Source organism: Lentilitoribacter sp. JB5-8 (genome assembly GCF_055693385.1).
The window spans coordinates 958,749-981,858 of record NZ_CM146332.1 but is presented as its reverse complement, the minus strand read 5'-3'; the positions used below and the strand labels follow the sequence as shown (position 1 = coordinate 981,858).

Below are 23,110 nucleotides of genomic sequence, written 5' to 3'. Positions count from 1 at the left end.
CATGAGCAAAGCACCCGACATATATTTCAAAGGTTCGGCCGAGATTGAACGCGATGGCGAAAATCGTGTTCTATTTGATGCGTTGGATTTGACCATTCGTGCCAATGAAATCACATGTCTTTTGGGTGCTTCGGGGGTCGGCAAATCGACGATCCTCCGCTTGATCGCCGGGCTTGATACCGGCGCTCGATTTACCGGTGATATAACAGCCAGTGATCAAAAAGACATCTCATCACGTATCGCCTATATGGCACAAGGTGGTGAGTTGTTCCCATGGTTGAGCGTGGTGGATAATGTGATGCTAGGCGCGAAATTGCGTGGTGAGAAAACCGACCAAGCGCGCGCGCTTAATGTGATTGATAAAGTCGGACTTTCCGCTCATATCGATAAAAAACCATCGAAATTATCGGGTGGTGAGCAGCAACGCGTTTCGCTTGCCCGCACACTCATGGAAGATCGCTCTATCGTGTTGCTGGATGAACCATTTTCTGCATTAGATGCTAAAACACGCAGCGAAATGCAAGAGCTCGCGGGCGATCTATTAAGCAATCACACTGTACTTTTGGTCACCCATGACCCGTTTGAAGCCGCACGGCTTGGGCATTCCATTCAAGTGATGACGCCGAAAGGGTTGGAACAGGTCGATGCACCTGCAGCTTCTCCCGTACGCGCAGATGATGATGATGAAACCCTTGCCTGTCAGGGACGGCTTTATCGCTTATTGAGAGGGAATGCGGCATGATCAAAATACTGAATGCTCTCGGTTCAGCACTTCTCGCAGTTTTAGTTTGGCAAGCGATTGTCACAGGCTTTTCACTACCAAAATTCATTCTACCGGGACCGCTACTCGTTGCCGAAACCATGTGGAAAAGCCGCGTTATTATTTTTGAAAATGCGCTTGTGACAATCAGCGAAGTTTTAATCGGACTTGTGTTAGGGACCATGCTTGGTGCTGCCACGGCGATCAATCTTGCTACTTCCGCATTTGCGCGAATTTATGTCCGCCCTATTTTGGTGTTCTCGCAAGCAGTTCCGGTTTTTGCCCTCGCGCCAATTTTAACCCTTTGGCTTGGCTATGGCATCTGGTCCAAGATATTTATGACCGTTTTAATTATCTATTTCCCGGTCGCGTCGGCCTTTTATGACGGTTTAACCCGCACGCCAAAAGCCTATCTCGATCTTGCCAAAGTCATGGGGGCAAATAACAAACGGCTGATGTGGCATGTGCGCATACCAGCAGCGCTACCTTCATTGGGGTCAGGTTTACGATTAGCTGCCGTATACGCACCTATTGGCGCTGTAATCGGTGAATGGGTCGGCGCATCCAAAGGATTGGGCTATCTTATGTTGCTCGCCAATGGACGCGCCAAAATCGATCTCATGTTTGCAGCACTTTTTGTGCTTGCAGCATTTACCGTATTGCTTCACGCCCTCGTCGATAAGGGTGCAAAGCGCATGATCAAACATTAGGAATACGTGACTGAATTCTAACATAATAAACTTCACCCTTGGTTATTCACCACCAGAGGTTAATTATGGTTCATTAGATTTATAGCGATATTTAAGTTTATCGGTGAATTGCTAAGCTCAGCGCTGCAAAATTATCTCAACGAACCCACGACAATTGGATTGCCATTTTCGATATTGACCCAACGTCCCGTGTGAAACGAAGCTTGACGCTTGAGATACTTATATGGTGTGTCAGTCCAAAGCTTGACCTGACTTGACAAATTATCAAGTACGTAATCGCCTTTGGATGTTCTTAGGGTTAAAACAGCATGGCCTTCACCATCTGGTTTGCGTACGACGGTGATCAATAAGTCTGACGGTGAGAAACCTTGTTCGATCAACATTTGGCGTTTTAGAAGTACATAATCTTCACAATCACCAGCTATCCCAGGATAGGACCAAACTTCTTCGCGGCCATGCAATTCCCAATCAGTCAGCGGGGCAACATTGTTATTCACAGTGCTGTTGACCTTTTGCACAACATCCCAACCATATGATGTAACACGCGGCGCATTCTTACGCTTTGAACGCACAGAACACTCATCAGAAAACTGCTTGCAGAATTCATAATGCCCAATCGGTTGTGATGTGATGGAACCCGTTATCATGGAAGCCCCGGCATGTTCAGCCACAGCAATAGTGCTTGTCCAGCCCATGAGAGCTGATACGCAAATTACAATATAAGCACCGCTCTTACGCAGCATGTCCTTATCCCTTCGTCCCCTAAACGTTAACAAAGAGTAAACGATGTTAGCTGGGAAGAGTCAATTACATGGTTACCAAATTCTTAATCATGGTTAAGATTGTGATCTAGCCTAACAACGCGTCGACAGAATCTAGAATTTTTTCAATATCCTGCTCACGAGATAAGCGATGATCGCCATCTTTAACGAGAGTGATAACAACATCTTCACTCGGCAGGTGTTCAACCAAGCGCATAGCATGTTGCCAAGGTACATCCGGGTCAGCCATGCCCTGGATGATATGAACCGGGACCCCAAGCTCTAATTTTCCTTCAAGAACAAGGTTTTGTGCCCCATCATCAAACAGGTTTTTGGTAAATACATTTGGATCAGGGCCATAGGGTGTTGGCACCTCAAAATATCCTTGGCTTTGCAAATCTGACTTTTGTTCTTCGGTTAGTTTTGGCTCATAAAGCTCTTTGGTAAAATCCGGGGCTGGCGCTAATAATAATAGAGCTTTCACCCGATCAAGCTCATCACTTTTTGTAAGCTCCTGTACCATTCGAAGTGCAATCCATCCCCCCATGGAAGAACCCACCAAAATCTGCGGACCTTTTGTATAACTTCTAAATACCGCAAGGCTCTCCTCTAGCCATCTGGAAATCGTGCCATCAATAAATGCGCCGCCTGATACACCATGCCCTGAATAATCATGGCGGGTACATGCCAAGCCCAATTCGCCGGCATGCTCATCTAACGCGATTGCTTTTGATCCATCCATGTCCGAGCGGTAACCACCTAGCCACACAAACCCGCCAGCGTCTGACTGACCCTCTTTAGCAGCGCGGTGTTTAAGCGCTATTTTCCGAGCTTCTTCATCATTTCCGACGATTATTTCCCGCAAATTACTGGTTTCATCCAAAATGCTCATTATATACCTTTTAAGTCTGGTTTCCTGCATCACGTTTTAAACGTCACGCTTCGGGCGAATTTGAAGACTAATATAATCAGATTCGACGATCACAGGAAACTATGTGCTTTTTCGCATAAACATGCTATTGACATCCCATGGTGAAACGGGACATTGCTTTTTCCTGTGGAACCAAGCCACCTTAAAATAAATTATTTGGAGATAAGTACCATTCGCAGACCATCTAGAGCCGCAGCTCCCGTTAAAGAGGGCCCACGCGCCAATGAAGAAATTCAGGCTTCCAAAGTTCAACTCATCGACGCCGAAGGCGAAAACCAAGGGGTCGTTTCTATCGAAGACGCTCTTCAAAGAGCTGCCGATGCAGGCCTTGACCTTGTAGAAATTGCTTCGAAAGGCGACGCGCCAGTTTGTAAAATTACCGATCTTGGTAAAATGAAATACCAGTCGCAAAAGAAAGCTGCTGAAGCTCGTAAAAAGCAAAAGACGATTGACGTTAAAGAAATCAAGATGCGCCCGAATATCGATAAGCATGACTACGATGTTAAAATGCGCGCAATCCATAAATTCTTTGACAATGGCGACAAAGTGAAAGTGACACTAAGGTTCCGCGGCCGGGAAATGGCCCATATGGAACTTGGTATGCAGCTTTTGCAGCGTGTTAAAGAAGAAACTTTGGATATTGCCAAGGTTGAAGCGGAGCCTAAACTCGAAGGCCGCCAAATGATGATGGTGCTTTCACCAAAATCATAAATATAGCTTTTGGTTCTTATTTAAGGTGACATTTGTGCTGACCAATGTGTTGGCACAAAAATACCTTTGTATTGAGCATTTTTCTTGCAATCTGAAAAGAATGTGCCTATACGACCCCTATCCCGTTCCGGCAGGGCATGCCGTGTTCGGGTTTTTTATGTTTTTAACAATACTGATTGCGCCAGCTAAATTTGGTGTGATCACAAAAAGAAAGATGACGAAATGCCTAAGATGAAGACAAAATCTTCTGCCAAAAAACGGTTTAAAATTACCGGTACTGGCAAAGTGAAAGCTGCTGCTGCTGGTAAGCAACACGGCATGATCAAACGTTCTAACAAATTCATTCGCGATGCACGCGGCACAATGGTTCTTTCAGATCCTGATGCTCGCATCGTTAAAAAGTTTCTTCCAAACGGCCTTTAAGCCCGCTGGTCGTTTAGAATTTAAGGAGTATATGACATGTCACGTGTAAAACGCGGTGTAACAGCCCACGCAAAACACAAAAAAGTTCTCAAAAAGGCAAAAGGCTTTTACGGCCGCCGCAAGAATACTATCCGGACAGCTAAGTCTGCCGTTGATAAATCTATGCAATATGCCTATCGCGATCGTAAAACACGTAAGCGCGATTTCCGCTCACTTTGGATCCAGCGTATCAACGCTGCTGTTCGTGAGCATGGTCTAACATATGGTCGTTTCATCGATGGTTTGAACAAAGCTGGTATCGAAGTTGACCGTAAAGTGTTGTCAGATATGGCGATCCATGAAGCAGAAGCTTTTGGTGCCCTTGTTCAAGCTGCTAAAGAAGCGCTTGCATATCTTAAAGACACAACACCAAATGCTTTTGAAAGCGCTGTAAAGTAAGCCAGCGTTTTCCTAAAACATTGAAATTTGAATAGGATCTCGCGTTGGCGGCAGCTAGCGCGAGATTTTTTGTTTTAAAGCACCGTAATTAACGCCACAAAACTTGGATAGATTACGGAAATTATATGAGAATATTCTCGCAACCGATCATGGTCGTTAAATTGAAATGACGATCAAAAAACATGGTGAGTTATGACAGATCTTGTTGAACTAGAAAAAGAACTCATGGATGCGATTGCATCATCAGAAGATGAGGCTTCCATCGAAGCTGTTCGCGTCAGCGCACTTGGTAAGAAGGGTGTCATTTCTGAGCAACTCAAAGGTTTGGGTAAAATGACGCCAGAAGAGCGTCAGGTTGCTGGTCCACAAATCAACGGTTTGAAAGTTCGTATTAACGAGCAAATTCAGACACGTAAAACGGAGCTACAGGAACTTGCAATTGCCAAACGTCTTGAAACAGAGACGCTTGATGTTACGCTGCCAGTTTTTGCAAGCCCCGCTGAACGCGGACGCATTCACCCGATCAGCCAGGTGACAGATGAAATTACCGCAATTTTTTCGGATTTGGGTTTTTCTGTTGCGGAAGGTCCTGATATCGAAACTGATTATTACAATTTCACGGCATTGAACTTCCCTGAAGGTCACCCTGCACGCGAGATGCATGATACATTTTTCTTTGAACCTGATGAGAAAGGTGAGCGCAAAGTTCTGCGCACACATACCTCGCCTGTGCAAGTTCACACAATGGAAGCGCAAGAGCCGCCAATTCGTATTGTGATCCCCGGCAAGACATATCGTCAGGATTCTGATGCAACGCACTCACCAATGTTCCACCAGCTTGAGGGATTGGTCATTGATAAGTCCGCCAATATTGCAAATTTGAAATGGACATTGGTCGAGTTTTGTAAAGCGTTCTTTGAAGTAGATAGCTTGGAAATGCGTTTCCGCCCGTCCTTCTTCCCATTTACTGAGCCAAGCCTTGAGGTGGACATTAAATGTGATCGCTCCCGCCCGGGCGAAGTGCGCTTTGGTGAGGGCAATGACTGGATGGAAATTTTGGGCTGCGGCATGACGCATCCAAATGTGATCCGCGCAGGTGGTTTAGACCCTGAGATTTATCAAGGCTTTGCATGGGGTATTGGGATTGATCGTATCGCAATGTTAAAATACGGCATGCCAGATTTGCGCCCCTTCTTTGAAGCTGATCAGCGCTGGATTGACCATTATGGTTTCCGCCCGCTGGATATGCCAACATTGTTTGGAGGTCTTTCATCATGAGTAGGTTTTCAGACGCAGCACTCTTGAAGGGCAAGTTCGCGCACATGGCTGCAGAATTGCGCCAAGGCAAACGAGAAGCACCAAAACCAGAAGAATGGCAAACAGTTGCTTGTGAAAATACGGCTGAAAAAGCTGCACAGGAAGTTGCCAAGCACATCTTCTCGTTCCAGCAATCAATTGACCCAAAAGCGGAAACGCTTGAAGTGATTGCCATGGGACCTGCGGGACCGGTTAAGGTAATTGCGCTGCATCCCGGTGAAGGCGATATCCTGCGCATTGATGGTGTGTTGATGGGTAATGGTTCACCAACCTCGACGATCCTTCACGCGTCTCAATTATCGCTATCGTTTTTGACCCAGCCTATTCAGAGCGAAGAGCCAGATGATGATGGCTTGCAAATTGGATTTGTTATTTTTGACGAGTTAGCAAACCGACAAAAAGAACGTGATGGTACTGATGCAAATAATTCTGAAGATGGAGCATCTTAGATGAAATTTACACTTTCATGGTTGAAAGACCACCTCGAGACAGACGCGTCTTTGGAGGAAATTTGTGATCGTTTGACAATGATCGGCCTTGAGCTTGAATCGCTTGATGATAAAGCTTCGCTCAAACCTTTTGTAATCGCAAAAGTGCTAAGTGCAGAACAACACCCTGATGCGGACCGCTTGCGCGTATTAAAAGTGGATACGGGTCAAGCTGAACCAGTACAGGTCGTTTGTGGCGCACCAAATGCCCGCGAAGGCCTTGTTGGTGCATTTGCAGCACCGGGCACTTATGTACCAGGCATTGATGTGACATTGAGCGTTGGTAATATTCGCGGCGTTGAAAGCTGCGGAATGATGTGTTCTGAAAAAGAACTGATGGTTTCCAATGAACATGATGGCATTATTGAAATTGATACAGATGTTGAAATTGGTACTTCATATGCGGATTGGGCTGGGTTAAGCGATCCGGTGATTGAGATTAATCTCACGCCAAACCGCCCAGATTGCACAGGCGTTTCTGGTATTGCGCGTGACTTAGCAGCTTCTGGCATGGGTGTTTTAAAAACACCTGCGGTTCCAACAATTTCAGGAAATGGCGCTTGTCCTGTTTCTGTTAAAATCGATGATCCTGTTTTCTGCCCGGGCTTTGCCTTGCGTCTTGTTAAAGGCGTGAAAAACGGCCCAAGCCCAAAATGGATGCAACAGCGATTGCTTGCCATTGGTTTGCGTCCGATCAACACACTTGTTGATATCACCAACTATGTGACCTTTGATCGTGGCCGCCCTTTGCACGTTTTCGATGCTGATAAAGTTGCAGGCAACTTACATGTTCGCGCCGCGAAAGACGGTGAAAAGATTCTCGGCCTTGATGGGAAAGAATATGAGTTTAATCCAAAGATCAACGTGATCTCCGATGATAATGGACCTGAGTCTATTGCTGGTATCATGGGTGGTGAACATTCAGGCTGTGACGAGAACACAACAAATGTGCTGATTGAAAGCGCGTTGTGGGATCCGATGATGATCGCCCGGACGGGTCGTGATATGGGCATTATCACAGATGCGCGCTATCGCTTTGAACGCGGTGTTGATCCAAATTTCATGGCATCAGGTTGTGAGCTTGCGACACAAATGGTTATGGATTTGTGCGGTGGTGAGGCATCTGAATTGTCTGTCACTGGATTTACCGAGCCCGATGTCAAACAAGTGTCTTATCCATTCAGCGAAGTCAAACGCTTAACAGGCCTTGAGGTCTCAAAAGAGCAAAGCGTTGAAATTCTGACGCGTCTTGGTTTTGAAGTGCATGGTGATGGCGATATCGTTGATGTTTCAGTGCCAGCTTGGCGTCCAGATGTGGACGGTAAAGCTGATCTTGTTGAAGAGATTATGCGCATTTACGGTGTGAATGAAATTGACCCGCAACCTTTGCCTAGCCTTGGAAGTGTCAATGGTCAAATTTTGACAACGATACAATTGCGTACGCGTGCGGCACGTCGTGCCTTAGCTGTTCGTGGTATGTCAGAAGCAGTGACCTATTCGTTCATCTCAGAAAAAGCATCGAAGCTCTTTGGTGGTGGCGCGGAGACATTGAAGGTGAGCAATCCTATTGCGGCTGATATGTCTGATATGCGTCCTTCATTGTTGCCTGGTTTGCTGTTAGCAGCACAAAGAAATGCTGACCGCGGATTTAATGACACAGCAATCTTTGAAGTGTCCGGCACCTATGAAGGAGATAACCCAGATCAGCAACGCCGTGTTGCGGCAGGTATCCGTCGCGGTACGGCTAAGATGGAAGCACAGGGCCGCCATTGGTCGGGTAACGCTGAAAATGTTGGTGTCTATGACGCTAAAGCTGATGCGCTCGCTGCGCTAGAAGCTGCTGGTGCGCCGATTAAAAATCTACAGATTGAAGCCGGTGGACCTGATTGGTATCACCCGGGTCGTTCTGGCAAGATTAAACTTGGTCCCAAAAATGTCATTGGTACTTTTGGTGAGTTTCACCCATCAACCTTAAAAGCGTTGGATGTATCAGGTGCGCTTTGCGGATTTGAAGTGTTCCTTGATGCGATCCCTGAGGGCAAACGCAAACCAACGCGCACAAAAGGTGCTCTTTCACTATCGCCTTACCAAGCTGTGCGTCGTGACTTTGCCTTTGTAGTTGATAGCGATGTGCAATCTCAAACGCTTGTCAAAGCTGCAAGTGGCGCGGATAAAAAACTGATCTCATCGGTGAATGTCTTTGACATGTTTGAAGGTCCGTCATTGGGTGAAGGCAAGAAGTCGATTGCGATTGAAGTAACGCTTCAACCAACCGAACGCACATTAACAGAAGAAGACTTCGAAGCATTGTCGTCAAAAATTATTGCCAATGTTACCAAATCAACTGGTGGAGAGCTTCGCGGCTAAGACGAGTAATAGACTATTGAAATATGGCAGCGCTAATCCTTTTTGGGGCTGCCATACACAAATTTATTATAACCAATAAATGCCCAGCAAGTTGCAATTGCTGAGGCCATGACCAACGCAAATATTGGTCTTAGGTCAGCAAACAAGAACAACAATCCTGCATAAACACCATAATTAATCAGCGCTGAACTTAACCCCACGCTACCGTAACGCACACCTTCTGAAGCGACCGAGCGTCCGCCCTTTTGAAAGGTGATATTGCGGTTAATTATCCATGTGCAACCCATTGCAGCTGCAATCGCAAAAATACGTGCGCTAAATGGATCAAGCGCGGTAAATCTTAAAAGTAAAAGAAGCACCCCGACATCTGCGGCAAACCCTACGCTACCCGCCATTAGAAAAAATATGATCTTCTTCATGCAACTTTCGGTGCTTGACCATCATCAGTTTGCTTCTCACCGGAGTTTTCCAGCAATTCCTGCGATGCTTGTTTCAATTTCCCGATATCTTTATCCTGACGATGCTCAGACTGCAAACTTTCAATGCCTAACAATCATCTTAGACCATATTGAAAAGACTATTTCGTCGGGAAAATGATACTATTGCTTCAATAGAAAATTTATGCGGCGATATTAAGAGAGTAAAGCGCGCCAGAATTATTGATGCAAAGCGAAGAGACGAAGAAGAATGACAATCTCCAGTCAAGCCTTGAATGGTTTAAAATGAACGCTATGCTAAGGACGTGATTTGCGCGTCTTAATGAATGGGAAACATTATGAAATTTTCTTCAATGTTCAAACGACTGGCCTCCACATTTTTAGTATTCATCATGTCTTTGCAATATGGATTGGCTGAAGAAAAAGCTGCCAAATATCTGTTCGGTGCTAAAAAGTTACCAACTGCTACTCCCGCAGCTTCGCATGGATTTTATACCAAGGGCTGTTTATCAGGTGGCGTTGCAATTCCCATCGACGGCCCGACATGGCAAGCGATGCGATTAGAACGCAATCGACGTTGGGGGCACCCGACCCTGATTGCTATGGTGAAAGATTTATCGATACAAACAGCGGCGCATGATGGCTGGCCGGGACTTTTAGTGGGCGATATTTCGCAACCACGCGGAGGGCCAATGCTATCAGGACATGCATCGCACCAGGTTGGACTTGATGCTGATATTTGGCTTACACCAATGCCATCACGTACACTCACACACACTGAACGTACAAATATGAGCGCGATTTCGGTTCTGAAAAAAGGTGAGCTGAAAGTTGATCAAAATATTTGGACACCAGCGCATGCAAAACTCATCATGCGCGCAGCAGCTTATAATGATGTTGAACGTCTTTTCGTGCACCCGGCAATAAAACGTGAATTGTGTGACAATTGGCAAGGGGATCGCACTAATTTGGGCAAAGTTCGCCCCTATTACGGTCATCACTACCATTTTCATATCCGCATGAAATGTCTCTCTGGATCACCTAATTGTAAACGGCAGGCTGCGGTCCCTGCTGGTGATGGATGCGGTGCACCGCTTGATTGGTGGTTTGAACCTGCGCGTTGGGCACCACCAAAACCTAAAAAACCTACAGTTAAGCCGAAGCCACGCAAACTAAAAAGCATGGCAGATTTGCCCCAATCATGTGCGGTCGTTTTAAACGGACCAACACCGAACACCGAAGCTGAAGTAACTCTAGGTAAAATGGTCTATTCACAGGTGCAGTTAAATTATACTGGCAGACCTGACTTTAAATCTATAAAAGATGTGCCATTACCGTCCGATAGTTAAAACGCCAATTAGCAAGACTGAATTTTATGACCGATAAACGAAAAATCGCATTGGTTGCGCATGACCAGAAAAAAGATGATCTGACAGACTTTGCAGTGACACACAAATCAGCGCTTGGTGTTTATGATATTATCGCAACCGGAACCACCGGAAGCCGCATCGCAGATGCGTGTCCTGAACTTTCCGTTACCAGAATGAAAAGTGGCCCATTAGGTGGCGATCAGCAAATCGGTGGCCTGATTGCTGATGGAAAAGTCGATATGTTGATTTTCTTTATTGACCCGCTGACCCCAATGCCGCATGACGTAGATGTGAAAGCTTTGATGCGATTGGCCGTACTATATGACATTCCTATGGCGCTCAATCGTTCCACGGCGGAAGAATTACTCGTCAGAGACAGCTAAGATTTAGGTTTAAATTTCATGTTTTCTTTTCCCATTCTTATCGGCGATATTGGTGGCACAAATTCACGTTTTGCCATCATCGAAAAACAAGATGCTGAGATGGTTCAATTTCCAAGTGTGAAAAACGCAGGTTATGCATCCATCCAGGATGTGATTGAGCAGAATGTGTTTAGTCAAACAGAATTACGCCCAAAAACACTTGTCTTGGCGATTGCAGGCCCGACTGGCAATATTGAAAAAATATCCATGACCAACTGCCCATGGGATATAGATGTTTATCAGTTGATCGCAGATTTGAATATTGATGAAGCTATTGCGATGAGTGATTTTGAAGCGCAGGCACTTGCAGCGATTTCAACCGATGTTTCCTCGCATACGCAGATCAAAGAAGGTAAATCACGGCCCACATCTGCCCGCGCTGTGCTTGGCCCGGGGACAGGGCTTGGAATGGCCGGCATGATTTATATCGAAGGCGAATGGTCCATCATTCCCGGTGAAGGTGGCTTTGTAGATATCGGCCCGAAAACACCACGCGATACTGAAATTTACAAACACGCTTTTGCACCTAACGAAAGACCTGCAGCTGAAGAATTTATCAGTGGTCGTGGCCTTATGCGCCTATACAATGCCATCGCTAAAGCAGACGGCTTGGATAAAACTGTGTCAGATCCGTCAGAAGTAACCGCAGCATATAATCAAGGCAACGATCCCGTTGCAAAAGAAACACTTGAATTATTCGTCACATATTTGGGGCGATATGCAAGTGATGCGGCATTAATCTACCTAGCGCGAGGCGGGGTTTTCCTCACCGGCGGCGTAGCGCAACGACTAGAAGATGTCTTGAAATTGCCATTCTTTAATGAACAGTTTTTGGATAAAGATCCTTATTCAGATCTTGTCGAGGAGGTGCCCGTATATCTCATGACTGAACCGTTAATTGCACTTTCGGGACTTTGTGCCTATGCAAACCATCCCGATCAATTTAGAATTACAAAACAAGGCCGATATTGGCAAAACCAAAAATAGGGTTGCTTGCAAGCAATCTGACATGATTTTTTGACAAGGGTGCCCATTTGGCTGCTGTTATTCCTCCGAAAAAGAAGACCGAGATCGTTCCCGGTCTGATGGACATGCTAAAACGCATTCTGCGTGAGAATGGTCGCGATTATGTTGGAACATATGCCATTGCCATTACGTGCATGCTGTTCATTGCAGCATCAACAGCATTTCTTGCTTGGATCATGGAAGATGTGATCAATGAGGCCTTTGTCAATCAAGATGCCGATGCAATCTGGTATATTGCTGGCGGTATTTTGAGTGCATTTTTAATTCGCGGTGTCGCCTCATATATCGAAGCAGTTTCACTCAATGTGATCGGAAATAATATCGTTGCGCGGTATCAGCAACGGCTGTTTGACCACCTCATGGCATTAAATCTGTCATTCTTTTCCGATACACGATCTGCGCAAATTGCAGCGCAAATTTCACAAAATGTGACGGGTATCAGGGATACATTAAATCTCACTGTCACCTTACTGGCGCGTGATGTAATCACACTTTTTGCGCTTGTCGTCGTCATGTTTTCAAAAGATGCTGTGTTATCAATGGTGGTGTTTTTTGTGGCGCCTCCAATTGTGATTTCCTTGCGTTATATTGCCAAGCGTCTTCGCACAGCAACGCGAGAAGCTATTGATCTAAACAGCCAGGTGCTTGGTGCCATGCAAGAGACTGTGCAAGGCATAACAATTGTTAAGTCTTTTACAATGGAAGAGCGCCTAAGCGAACGCGTAAGCCATATTATTGGAAACGCTGAACAACGCGCCAATCGCATTGCCAGACTTGCTGAACGAACTTCTCCAATTACCGAAACCATTTCTGGCTTCGCGATTTCGGCAGTGATCGTTTATGCCGCCTATCGTTCGATTTATAACAATGTGCCGCCCGGCGCATTTTTCTCGTTTATTACTGCTTTGTTGCTCGCCTATGATCCAGCACGTCGTTTAACAAAGTTGCAAATCAATTTGGAAAAAGCGGTTGTTAATGCGCGGATGATCTATGAAATTTTAGACACCAAGCCATTGCAAGGCGATAAAGAAAACGCGACCGAACTTGTCGTAGGTTCCGGTGAGATTAAGTTTAAGGATGTAAGCTTTAGCTATCCTGACAGCGAACAGGTATTAAATGGTGTGAGCTTCACGGCTCAAGCAGGGAAAACCACAGCAATTGTCGGACCATCGGGCGCTGGAAAATCAACAATTATTTCGCTTGTTCCTCGTTTTTATGATCCTTCGTCGGGAAAAATTTTAATCGACGGTATTGATATTGAAGATGTCACGAAGTCTTCGTTACGGAAGAACCTAGCCTATGTATCACAACAGCCTTGGCTGTTTGAAGGTACCATCCGCGATAATATACGTTATGGCCTTCCAGAGGCGAGTGATGCAGATATTGAAGACGCTGCAAAACTTGCTCATGCCCATGAATTCATTTTGGAGCAACCGCAGGGATATGACACACCCGTTGGCGAGAATGGCATAACATTATCGGGTGGCCAACGTCAGCGATTGTCAATTGCACGCGCACTTGTTCGAAATGCACCAATTTTAGTTTTGGATGAAGCAACATCAGCGCTGGATAATGAATCGGAAGCGGCTGTTCAACAAGCTCTTGATAAAGCTATGAAGGGACGCACTGTGTTGGTTATTGCGCACCGATTGTCCACCATTGCTAAGGCGGATAAAATTGTCGTGATGGAAGCGGGTAAAGTGGTGGAAGAAGGATCTCACTCAGAACTTTCAGGCCAATCTGATGGTGTTTATTCGCGTTTGCAAAACATCCATTCCAAGTCAAATAAAGTCGTTAGTGTAAAGGATACTGAGAATGAGTAACAATAGCTCACAGAACCTGTGTATGATTGTTGTCGCTGGCGCTTCTGGTCGAATGGGGCAAGCTATCATTCGTGTGATCAACGACATGCCTGGCGCAAAGCTGGTTGGTGCTTTGGAACGACAAGGTGCTGATACGATCGGTCAAGATGCAGGTGAAATTGCAGGCATCGGCACAAGCGGTGTCATCATTACCGACGATCAAAATACGGCTCTTAAAGGCGCAGATGCCATAATCGATTTCACAACGCCTGAAACCAGCGTTGCCTTTTCAAAAGTGGCCGCTGAGCATGGTCTCATCCATATCATTGGAACAACTGGCTGCAGCCAAGAACAAGATGCTGAAATTGCACAAGCGGGTTCTGATGGTCGGATTGTGAAATCAGGTAATATGAGCCTTGGGGTTAATCTCTTAGCTGTTTTGGTTGAACAAGCCGCTAAAGCTCTTGGTGGCGACGATTGGGATCTTGAAATTTTGGAAATGCACCATAAGCACAAAGTGGATGCTCCATCTGGCACAGCCTATTTGCTTGGAGAAGCTGCTGCTAAGGGTCGTGAAATCGATCTTCACAGAAATTCTGTGCGTTCACGTGATGGCGTGACTGGTGCGCGTGGTGACGGAACAATTGGTTTTGCAACATTGCGCGGCGGTTCTGTGGTTGGTGAACACTCGGTCATTATTGCCGGTGAAGGCGAGCAAATCACACTTAGTCATTCAGCTCTTGATCGCTCTATTTTCGCGCGTGGTGCTGTAAAAGCCGCGCTTTGGGCAAAATCACAAAATCCAGGTTATTATTCAATGCTTGATGTGCTTGGTTTATCCAAAACTTAAGCGCACGCAAAAATATAAAGGAAGTAAAATGTCAGGAACTCTCGTACTGGTTCGTCACGGACAAAGCGAATGGAACCTTAAAAATCTTTTCACAGGCTGGAAGGATCCAGATCTGACCGAAAAAGGTGTTCAAGAAGCTAAGGAAGGCGGCAAAGCGCTTAAAGACTACGGCTTGAGATATGATGTTGCATATACATCAGAACTTTCCCGTGCACAGAAAACGCTGGGCTTTATTCTCGATGAGATTGGACAAACCGATATCAATATCATTCGCGATCAAGCGCTTAATGAACGTGACTATGGCGACCTTGCAGGCTTAAACAAAGACGATGCCCGCAAGAAATGGGGTGAAGAGCAAGTGCACATTTGGCGCCGCTCATATGATGTTCCTCCTCCTGGCGGTGAAAGCTTAAAAGACACCGGCGCGCGCGTTTGGCCTTATTTCATGACTGATATTTTGCCGCGCGTTCTAAAAGGTGAAAACGTACTTGTGGCAGCTCATGGAAATTCTCTTCGTGCGCTTGTGATGATTTTGGATCGTTTGACGAAAGATGAGATCTTGTCTGTGAACCTGGCAACAGGTGTACCAATGGTTTACAAGCTCAATGCTGATTCAAGCGTAAATTCAAAAGAAGTTTTGGGTGATATGTCAAAGGCCCACTAGGGTTCTGATCTAAACGCCGTTTTCCAGCATCCCGCATTCCCAGCCAAGCATGGCGCGTTTGCGGGTAATGCCCCAATGATAACCTGTCAGCGCGCCAGATTTACCCAAAGCGCGATGACAGGGAACAACAAAAGAAATTGGATTTGCGCCAACCGCAGCCCCAACCGCTCTCGACGCTTTTGGACGTCCGATTTTATCAGCGATTGTTGAATAGGTTGTCGCTGTCCCAATTGGAATTTCTAACAGCGCTTGCCACACTTCCACCTGAAAATCTGTTCCGATTAGAACAAGCTGAATAGGTTTATCTGACTGCCATTTTTTCGGATTAAAAATCTGATCTGCATAGCACTGTGTAGCGCCCAGATCTTGAACATATTTTGCGCGTTTCCAGCGGCTGGACATATCTTCAAATGCGGATAATTCCTCACCCGGATCACAGAAGGCTAATCCCGCCATACCCCGGTCTGTTGCCATTATGAGCGCAATACCAAACGGGCATTGATGAAATCCATATTTGATTTCCAAAGCCTCGCCTCCTGTTTTAAAATCGCCTGGTGACATTGCTTCGTGAGTGACAAATAAATCATGCAAACGGCTCGGTCCTGAGAGCCCCACCTCATAGCTTGCCTCTAACAACGGTAGATTTTCTTCCGCAAGTAATCGTTTTGCATGATCAATCGTCACAGCTTGTAAAAATGCTTTGGGAGATAAGCCAGCCCAACGTGTAAACAATTTTTGAAGCTTGGTTTGCTCCAACCCTACTTCATGCGAAATCATCTCAAGACTAGGTTGGGATTGGTATTCTTTTGAGATTAATTCAATCACTTTACGAATAATTTCGTAGTCCGTGCCGTTTGGCGTGATATTCACTTGCGGTTTGACTGACATATTCATGATCGGTAGCCCTATTATTCAGCTCGGTTTACCCGCTATCAAACATGAATTTAACGTAAGTCACCACCCGATTCTTGAACCAAGTGTTGTTTTACATCGAAAAAATCAATTAGCGTCGTTTTGCTGTTGCAAGAGCACCGCCAAAGGCGCGCGCAAAACTTTCACGATCGTCAGGATTTAGGAACGAGCCTATACGCAAATCATTTCCTTCAGAGCGCAACTTCATATCTGTTATGCCGACATCTTCTTTTCGGTCGACCATAAACTTTGTCCATAATGGGTTAAACAGCTTTTCTTTTCGCCGACCTGAGGGCGAAACCTGGCTCACCTTAAGTTCAAGACGTGACACTACGATTTCTTCTCGCTCTCGCCCGGCGCGGTAGTTAAGCCAAAAAGCACCAAATATAAGAATGAGATCGACACCAAGAAACATAGCAACGGGCCATGCTTTTGCGATCATAAAGATCACAATATGCGCCAAGATCAAGGAGCCAACAATAATTGCAAAAACCGTAAATCCTTTTCGTCCCAAGGAACGATGTGGAGTTAAAAATGCTTCAAAAATCGGTTTCTCATTCATGTTGCATTGCCTTTTTTACATAATCGCAAGTATAGATATTTCATGACCAAACCAAAGACCAAAAATAAACCTGCGGCAAAGAGTGCCACCCATAAGCCAGCCACCAAGCGCAAGCCGATGCCTAGATCTCCTTATACGAAAGATGAGATCAAAGAGATGTTTCGCAGGTTTTCTATTCAACGACCTGAGCCAAAAGGTGAGCTCGAACATGTAAATCCATTTACCTTGGTGGTAGCTGTTGCGCTATCAGCGCAAGCCACAGACGCGGGGGTGAATAAAGCAACACGCGCATTATTTGCCGTTGCGGATACGCCTCAAAAAATGCTCGATCTGGGTGAAGAGAAAGTTCGAGAATATATCAAGACTATCGGGCTTTACCGCAATAAGGCGAAAAATGTTATTGCCCTCAGCCAAAAGCTGATCGATGATTTTGGCGGTGAAGTTCCCCAATCTCGTGAGGAATTGATTACTTTACCCGGTGTGGGGCGCAAAACCGCGAATGTCGTGCAGTCCATGGCCTTTGGTATCCCAACCATGGCGGTCGATACACATGTCTTTCGTATCGGGAATCGCCTGCGCTTAGCGCCGGGAAAAACACCTGATGATGTTGAAGATATATTGATGAAGCGCATTCCTGAGGAATATCTTTATCACGCGCATCACTGGCTTATTCTGCATGGTCGTTATTGTTGCAAGGCACGAAAACCTGAATGTGACAAATGCGTCATAGCAGACATATGCAAGTCAAAAGAAAAGACCTGCGACGTACCAGCTGCATTAGTTGAGTTACCTGCGCAACCTTTTTAGCGATCATCTTTATCTCAACGCATAGAGCGATCGGGCCTTGCCATGATCATTTTGTATAAATGCACCATCATGCCCGCTGCAAAAAATGGTGTTAAAAAATTCAAAAGCGGAACCGACAGGAAACCCGCAATCACAAGGCCGGCAAAGAAAACCGTCGTGCTGTGACGAGAACGTAATTTTTTCGCATCCTGCGGGCTATGATGACGTAATGCGGCGAACTCGAAATATTCGCGCCCCAACAGGTAACCATTGACGACAAAAAACGCGATGAGATTGACGCCCGGCACCAACAGTAGCAACAATGCAAATAAATTGCCCACCAAAACAATGGCTAGAAATTTAAGCGAATAGGAGATCGTTTCTCCAATTGCCATACCTCGGCCCGGAGGGTCATTTGGATAGTGTTTTTGCTCGATATCTTCCGCGATTGCATCGATAAAGAAACCAGCAATGAGCGCTGTAATGGGGGATATAAGCAATGCCAGCGCCAATGCAGAACCGATGGCTGCAAAGACGATAAACACAGTTGATAACCAAGCAAGCCAGCTCGGAAGCTCTGGAATATAGCCACCTAGGGCTGGGAACAGATATTCTGCAATGACATTTTGAAAGCCAAACCAAATCCCAATTAGAAACAGGATGGTTGCACCTAGTATTTTAAACAAAAGTGTTCGCGATCTTGGCGCAAACATGTTTTCAAAGGACGCTTTCGCCGCTTGAATGATCATAAAAAACCCCTCATTCCAAGTTAGACTGCTATGTGGGGTATTCAGATACGATCTTCAAGCTTTAGAAACTTGTACCGAGTAACTAAAAAGGGCATAAGCGGTTTTAAAGGCCTAGTTTACAGGAATAACAATGTCAAAGACAAATATGTCATCAGATCGGTTTGATGAAATCATAGATGTAAATGCGTTTCAGCGAGAGCTGGATAAGATTGCAAAAGACCATGGCGGGGAAAGTGACAAAGCCAGAATGGAAGTTCTGGCACTTTGTAAATCCGTTAATGAACAAGGCCGAAAAATAGCACACGAGATGTTACTAGAAGACGGTGGTGGTGTTGCATGCGCGAACCGAATTTCCCACTTGGAAGATCAGATCATCTCCGGATTGTTCCGATTTGTGACGCAATATGTTTATCGGGTCGAAAACCCTTCCAAAGGTGAAGAATTAGCTGTCATGGCGGTTGGCGGTTACGGTCGCGCAACGCTTGCACCCGGATCTGATATCGATCTGTTATTTATCCTTCCTTACAAGGCAAATCCTTGGACAGAACAAGTTGTTGAGTGGATTTTATATATCCTTTGGGATTTGCGCCAAAAGGTGGGGCATGCAACGCGTAACATCGATGAGTGTATTCGACTATCGCGCAATGATATGACCATTCGAACATCCATTCTTGAAGCGCGTCAGATTTGTGGATCAATTAGCCTTGGCCAGGAACTTATAGAACGCTTTAACAACGAAGTTGTAAAAAATACTGGCACAGAATTTATTTCTGCAAAGCTTGAAGAACGCGATCAACGTCACATGAAATCTGGCGATACCGCTTATCTGGTTGAACCAAACGTGAAAGAAGGCAAAGGTGGCCTTCGCGATTTGCACACATTGTTTTGGATCTCGAAATATTATTATCGGGTTGATCGCGATAAAGACTTGATAAAGTTGGGTGTGTTTTCGCGTAAAGAATATAATGGTTTGAAAAAAGCTGAAGACTTTCTGTGGGCTGTGCGCTGCCACATGCATTATGTCACGCGCAAAGCCGAAGAACGCCTATCCTTTGATATTCAGCGCGAAATCGCAACAGCACTTGATTATCATGCCCATCCCGGGCTTTCAGCTGTTGAACGATTTATGAAGCACTATTTCTTGATCGCAAAAGAAGTCAGCGATCTGACACGGATTTTCTGTGCGGCACTTGAAGCTGAAAATGCAAAACGGGCCCCACGATTTACCGATGTATTGCGCAGATTTAGTCAAACAGTTCGAAAAATACCTGGCACCCTTGATTTCCATGACGAAAGCGGCCGTATCGTCATGTCTAATCCTGATGTGTTTAGAAATGATCCGGTAAATCTCATCCGAGTTTTCTACTTTGCTGATAAACACGAGATCGATTTTCATCCAAACACACTTAAAGAGATTAAGCGCTCAATGCGTTTGATCAACTCAAAGCTACGTAATGATCCGGAAGCAAATCGACTATTTATGTCGGTGTTAACATCAAGGCGGAACCCACGTTCCAATTTACATCGCATGAATGAAGCGGGGGTGCTCGGCAAATTTATTCCTGAATTTGGCAAGATCGTCTCGATGATGCAATTTAATATGTATCATCATTTTACGGTTGACGAACATCTTATCAGATCAGTTGGTATATTAAGCAATATCGAAAAAGGCATCTTGGAAGATGAGCATCCGCTCGCTAACAAACTGCTTCCAAAAATTACCGATCGTGAAGCCCTCTATGTTGCTATCTTTATCCACGATATTGCTAAGGGTAGACCGGAAGATCACTCTATCGCGGGGGCAAAGGTTGCTGAAAAACTATGTCCTCGCCTTGGGCTTTCCAAAGCGCAAACACGCCTTGTTATGTGGCTGATTGAGGAGCATCTAACGATGTCAACTGTCGCGCAATCGCGCGACCTTAATGACAAAAAGACAATTCAAGATTTCGCAAAATGTGCGCAATCGCTCACAAGATTGCAAATGCTATTGGTTTTAACAGTGTGTGATATTTCAGCTGTTGGCCCTGGGGTCTGGAATGGCTGGAAGGGGCAATTGCTCAGAACACTGTATTACGAGACTGAGATTTTGCTCTCCAGCGGTTTCTCAGAGGCATCGCGAACATCACGTGTTGAAGTGGCTCGTAAAGAGCTTGAAGATGCATTAAGTGACTGGGAAAAAGCCGAGCGCGATCATTATCTAACGCTTCAATACGAGCCTTATTTCCTGACCGTGCCGCTTGAAGATCAGATACGTCATGCCAACATGATCCGCGAAGCCGACAGAAACGAGTTGCAACTCACTCATATGGTTCGCACCCATGCATTTCATGAGATCACAGAGATTACTATTTTAGCACCAGATCACCCTCGCCTTTTAAGCGTAGTTGCTGGGGCATGTTCAGCCGCTGGTGCCAATATTGCCGATGCGCAAGTGTTCACGACGAGCGATGGTCGCGCGCTTGATACCATTATGATCAACCGCGAATTCGACACCGATGAGGATGAGTTAAGACGCGGGGCAACGATTGGTAAACTCATTGAAGATGTCTTAGCCGGTGAAGCAAGACTACCGGATGTTATTGCCCGCAAGCGTGTTCGCCAACGCCGCAAAGCATTTGCAATTGCACCTGAAGTGACGATCAGCAACAACTTATCTGAACAGTTCTCACTCATTGAAATTGAGTGTTTGGATCGCCCTGGTGTGCTATCAGAAATCACTCAGGCGCTTGCTGAATTATCACTCAATATCGCCTCCGCTCATATCACCACATTTGGTGAAAAGGTTGTCGATACATTTTATGTTTGCGATTTGGTTGGACATAAGATTACCAGCGCGACACGACAGGCACGCATTGTTGAATATTTAAAAGATGTCCTAAAAAGCGGACAAGGCGATACAAGCTCATCCGGCATCCCAAGATATCGGACGAACTCAACTCAAGAGACGGCTTAGACGAATGGCGCTGTTTAAAAAGTTTGCAAGTGTAGGCGGAGCCACAATGGCGAGCCGCGTGCTTGGCTTTGTTCGCGAAATGCTGATTGCTGCTTTTTTGGGAACAGGGCCTGTTGCCGATGCTTTTTATGCCGCCCTACGTTTTCCAAATCTGTTTCGCCGGCTCTTTGCTGAAGGTGCCTTTAATGCTGCATTTATTCCACTATTTGCCAAACGTTTGGAAGAAAGTGAAACATCTGCAAAACAGTTTGCAGCTGAAGTTTTTTCCGTTTTAATGATCATCTTATTGGCTGTTTCAGCGCTGGCGATCGCGTTTATGCCTTGGTTGGTTGGAACCATCGTTGCACCAAAATTTGTCACCAATCCCGAAAAATTTGAGCTAACTATTTCGCTCACCCGAATTATGTTTCCCTATCTTGCCGCCATGAGCATTGTTGCGATGCTCGCTGGCATACTTAATTCATTGCGGAAATATTTTTTAGCAGCACTTGCACCGGTTCTTTTAAATGTTGTGCTTATTCTAGCGCTGTCTGCTTCGGCAGTTTTTAATCTCGAACCAAGTCAAATTGGTATTTTACTTGCCGTATCTGTAACCATCTCCGGTATATTACAGTTTGCGCTCCTACTTTGGGCAACACATAAGGAAGGTTTTGTACCAAAATGGCAAATGCCACGCCTCACTCCATCAGTTAGGCGTTTATTGTGGTTGGCATTACCTGCAGCAATCACCGGAGGAATTACACAAATCAACCTCATAGTCGGGCAAATCATCGCCTCAGCTCAAGACGGAGCGATTGCGATCATCAACTATGCTGACCGTTTAATGCAATTGCCCTTGGGGGTTATCGGAATTGCAATTGGCGTTGTGTTGCTGCCGGAATTATCACGTGCGCTTAAAGCTGATCAAAAATCAGAAGTGATGGCTTTGCAAAACAAAAGCTTAGAATTTGCCCTGCTGCTGACACTACCTGCTGCGGTTGGCTTAGGGTTGCTGGCAAAGCCAATTATCATATTATTGTTTGAAAGAGGTGCGTTTGATCGCGCCGCAACTGATGTGACATCTGCTGTTCTTGCAATCTTTGTCATCGGCCTTCCCGCTTTTGTTGTCAGCAAGGTGTTTACGCCCTCATATTACGTGCGCGAAAATATGCGCTGGCCGATGTGGTGTTCAGCAGCGAGCGTTGCAGCCAATATTATCGGAAGCTTGATGCTGTTTCCAACATATGGGGTATTGGGTATTGCGGTCGCAACAGCCATTTCCGGCTGGGTCAATGCAATCATGTTGATGGTGCCGCTAATCTATCAGAAATACTATGTTATTTCATCGGAAACATTGCGCCGCGTCATTACAATAATCGTTGCGTCTATTTTGATGGCGGGGACCTTATATATTGCCAACCTTTGGTTTTCGAATGCCTTGATTAATGCAACTTTCCTTGTGCAGTTTGTTACGCTTCTAACCGTTATCACTCTTGCAACGGTCGTATATTTTGCAATCATCCTGGCTTTCTCTGGATATTCGCTCAGTGATATAAAAGGCGCATTTAAACGTTAACGCATCGAATGCATTGCCCTTTCACCGAATTTACTTGACGCATGCCATTAAGCTCAGCATAACGCCGAGCCGAAACAACAATTATTCAGGCCCTCCACAAGTCTGACAGGAGACGA

General features: G+C 45.5%; 24 protein-coding genes. 17 read left to right on the top strand and 7 right to left on the bottom strand.

Annotation, left to right across the window (positions count from 1 at the left end):
- Window position 1 precedes the first annotated feature (1 nt).
- A complete protein-coding gene (locus ACZ1GZ_RS04725) occupies window positions 2-742 on the top strand; it encodes an ABC transporter ATP-binding protein (RefSeq protein WP_472667324.1) in 741 nt (246 codons plus the stop codon).
- Entirely contained in the window at window positions 739-1,470 is a 732-nt protein-coding gene (locus ACZ1GZ_RS04720; RefSeq protein WP_472667323.1) for an ABC transporter permease, read from the top strand. The genes ACZ1GZ_RS04725 and ACZ1GZ_RS04720 overlap by 4 nt, the downstream gene beginning before the upstream one ends.
- Window positions 1,471-1,601: 131 nt before the next feature.
- Here ACZ1GZ_RS04720 and ACZ1GZ_RS04715 read toward each other — a convergent pair whose 3' ends face one another.
- A complete protein-coding gene (locus tag ACZ1GZ_RS04715) occupies window positions 1,602-2,213 on the bottom strand; it encodes a transglutaminase-like cysteine peptidase (protein WP_472667322.1) in 612 nt (203 codons plus the stop codon).
- A 106-nt stretch (window positions 2,214-2,319) separates the two neighbouring features.
- Entirely contained in the window at window positions 2,320-3,123 is an 804-nt protein-coding gene (locus ACZ1GZ_RS04710) for an alpha/beta hydrolase (protein WP_472667321.1), read from the bottom strand.
- 210 nt (window positions 3,124-3,333) lie between these two features.
- Here ACZ1GZ_RS04710 and infC point away from each other — a divergent pair, with 210 nt between their 5' ends.
- From infC to pheT, 6 genes are all read left to right on the top strand, one after another.
- Window positions 3,334-3,873 (top strand): translation initiation factor IF-3, encoded by a 540-nt coding sequence (infC, locus tag ACZ1GZ_RS04705; protein ID WP_472668234.1) that lies wholly within the window; start codon window positions 3,334-3,336, stop codon window positions 3,871-3,873.
- A gap of 222 nt (window positions 3,874-4,095) precedes the next feature.
- Window positions 4,096-4,296: a 50S ribosomal protein L35 gene (gene rpmI, locus ACZ1GZ_RS04700; protein ID WP_472667320.1), complete on the top strand. Its 201-nt coding sequence runs from the start codon at window positions 4,096-4,098 to the stop codon at window positions 4,294-4,296.
- A 36-nt stretch (window positions 4,297-4,332) separates the two neighbouring features.
- Window positions 4,333-4,734, top strand: coding sequence for a 50S ribosomal protein L20 (gene rplT / locus ACZ1GZ_RS04695; RefSeq protein ID WP_472667319.1), 402 nt, complete (start codon window positions 4,333-4,335; stop codon window positions 4,732-4,734).
- A gap of 192 nt (window positions 4,735-4,926) precedes the next feature.
- The gene (pheS, locus tag ACZ1GZ_RS04690; RefSeq protein ID WP_472667318.1) at window positions 4,927-6,012 is read left to right on the top strand and encodes a phenylalanine--tRNA ligase subunit alpha; all 1,086 of its coding nucleotides are present in this window, start codon (window positions 4,927-4,929) and stop codon (window positions 6,010-6,012) included.
- Window positions 6,009-6,500, top strand: coding sequence for a hypothetical protein (locus tag ACZ1GZ_RS04685; RefSeq protein WP_472667317.1), 492 nt, complete (start codon window positions 6,009-6,011; stop codon window positions 6,498-6,500). Before pheS ends, ACZ1GZ_RS04685 begins: the two co-directional genes overlap by 4 nt.
- Window positions 6,501-8,906, top strand: coding sequence for a phenylalanine--tRNA ligase subunit beta (gene pheT, locus ACZ1GZ_RS04680; protein ID WP_472667316.1), 2,406 nt, complete (start codon window positions 6,501-6,503; stop codon window positions 8,904-8,906).
- Between the two features lie 32 nt (window positions 8,907-8,938).
- On the opposite strand, the gene ACZ1GZ_RS04675 is transcribed toward pheT, so the two are convergent.
- Window positions 8,939-9,325 carry a GtrA family protein gene (locus ACZ1GZ_RS04675; RefSeq protein WP_472667315.1) on the bottom strand — a complete coding sequence of 129 codons (387 nt, stop codon included), beginning with the start codon at window positions 9,323-9,325 and terminating at the stop codon, window positions 8,939-8,941.
- Window positions 9,322-9,459: a hypothetical protein gene (locus ACZ1GZ_RS04670; protein WP_472667314.1), complete on the bottom strand. Its 138-nt coding sequence runs from the start codon at window positions 9,457-9,459 to the stop codon at window positions 9,322-9,324. Before ACZ1GZ_RS04670 ends, ACZ1GZ_RS04675 begins: the two co-directional genes overlap by 4 nt.
- A gap of 222 nt (window positions 9,460-9,681) precedes the next feature.
- Here ACZ1GZ_RS04670 and mepA point away from each other — a divergent pair, with 222 nt between their 5' ends.
- The 6 genes from mepA to ACZ1GZ_RS04640 all read left to right on the top strand — a co-directional run bounded on the left by mepA (window position 9,682) and on the right by ACZ1GZ_RS04640 (window position 15,477).
- Window positions 9,682-10,692, top strand: coding sequence for a penicillin-insensitive murein endopeptidase (mepA, locus tag ACZ1GZ_RS04665; RefSeq protein WP_472667313.1), 1,011 nt, complete (start codon window positions 9,682-9,684; stop codon window positions 10,690-10,692).
- Window positions 10,693-10,718: 26 nt separating this feature from the next.
- Window positions 10,719-11,096, top strand: coding sequence for a methylglyoxal synthase (locus tag ACZ1GZ_RS04660; protein ID WP_472667312.1), 378 nt, complete (start codon window positions 10,719-10,721; stop codon window positions 11,094-11,096).
- Between the two features lie 18 nt (window positions 11,097-11,114).
- Window positions 11,115-12,122 (top strand): glucokinase, encoded by a 1,008-nt coding sequence (locus ACZ1GZ_RS04655; RefSeq protein WP_472667311.1) that lies wholly within the window; start codon window positions 11,115-11,117, stop codon window positions 12,120-12,122.
- Between the two features lie 98 nt (window positions 12,123-12,220).
- Complete coding sequence (locus tag ACZ1GZ_RS04650) at window positions 12,221-13,984, top strand: ABC transporter ATP-binding protein (protein ID WP_472668233.1); 1,764 nt, start codon at window positions 12,221-12,223, stop codon at window positions 13,982-13,984.
- Window positions 13,977-14,813 carry a 4-hydroxy-tetrahydrodipicolinate reductase gene (gene dapB / locus ACZ1GZ_RS04645; protein ID WP_472667310.1) on the top strand — a complete coding sequence of 279 codons (837 nt, stop codon included), beginning with the start codon at window positions 13,977-13,979 and terminating at the stop codon, window positions 14,811-14,813. Before ACZ1GZ_RS04650 ends, dapB begins: the two co-directional genes overlap by 8 nt.
- A gap of 28 nt (window positions 14,814-14,841) precedes the next feature.
- Window positions 14,842-15,477: a 2,3-bisphosphoglycerate-dependent phosphoglycerate mutase gene (locus ACZ1GZ_RS04640; protein ID WP_472667309.1), complete on the top strand. Its 636-nt coding sequence runs from the start codon at window positions 14,842-14,844 to the stop codon at window positions 15,475-15,477.
- Between the two features lie 9 nt (window positions 15,478-15,486).
- Here ACZ1GZ_RS04640 and ACZ1GZ_RS04635 read toward each other — a convergent pair whose 3' ends face one another.
- Together ACZ1GZ_RS04635 and ACZ1GZ_RS04630 are read right to left on the bottom strand one after the other, a co-directional pair.
- Complete coding sequence (locus ACZ1GZ_RS04635) at window positions 15,487-16,371, bottom strand: methylated-DNA--[protein]-cysteine S-methyltransferase (protein ID WP_472667308.1); 885 nt, start codon at window positions 16,369-16,371, stop codon at window positions 15,487-15,489.
- A gap of 109 nt (window positions 16,372-16,480) precedes the next feature.
- Entirely contained in the window at window positions 16,481-16,951 is a 471-nt protein-coding gene (locus ACZ1GZ_RS04630) for a DUF2244 domain-containing protein (protein ID WP_472667307.1), read from the bottom strand.
- 42 nt (window positions 16,952-16,993) lie between these two features.
- Between ACZ1GZ_RS04630 and nth the strand changes: the two genes are divergently transcribed.
- Window positions 16,994-17,758, top strand: a complete 765-nt coding sequence (nth, locus tag ACZ1GZ_RS04625) for an endonuclease III (RefSeq protein ID WP_472667306.1) — start codon at window positions 16,994-16,996, stop codon at window positions 17,756-17,758.
- 14 nt (window positions 17,759-17,772) lie between these two features.
- Here the strand turns inward: nth and ACZ1GZ_RS04620 are convergent, their stop codons facing one another.
- Window positions 17,773-18,486: a sulfate transporter family protein gene (locus ACZ1GZ_RS04620; RefSeq protein WP_472667305.1), complete on the bottom strand. Its 714-nt coding sequence runs from the start codon at window positions 18,484-18,486 to the stop codon at window positions 17,773-17,775.
- Between the two features lie 130 nt (window positions 18,487-18,616).
- Here ACZ1GZ_RS04620 and ACZ1GZ_RS04615 point away from each other — a divergent pair, with 130 nt between their 5' ends.
- Together ACZ1GZ_RS04615 and murJ are read left to right on the top strand one after the other, a co-directional pair.
- Window positions 18,617-21,439 carry a [protein-PII] uridylyltransferase gene (locus ACZ1GZ_RS04615; protein ID WP_472667304.1) on the top strand — a complete coding sequence of 941 codons (2,823 nt, stop codon included), beginning with the start codon at window positions 18,617-18,619 and terminating at the stop codon, window positions 21,437-21,439.
- 4 nt (window positions 21,440-21,443) lie between these two features.
- Window positions 21,444-22,994 carry a murein biosynthesis integral membrane protein MurJ gene (murJ, locus tag ACZ1GZ_RS04610; RefSeq protein ID WP_472667303.1) on the top strand — a complete coding sequence of 517 codons (1,551 nt, stop codon included), beginning with the start codon at window positions 21,444-21,446 and terminating at the stop codon, window positions 22,992-22,994.
- Window positions 22,995-23,110: the final 116 nt, after the last annotated feature.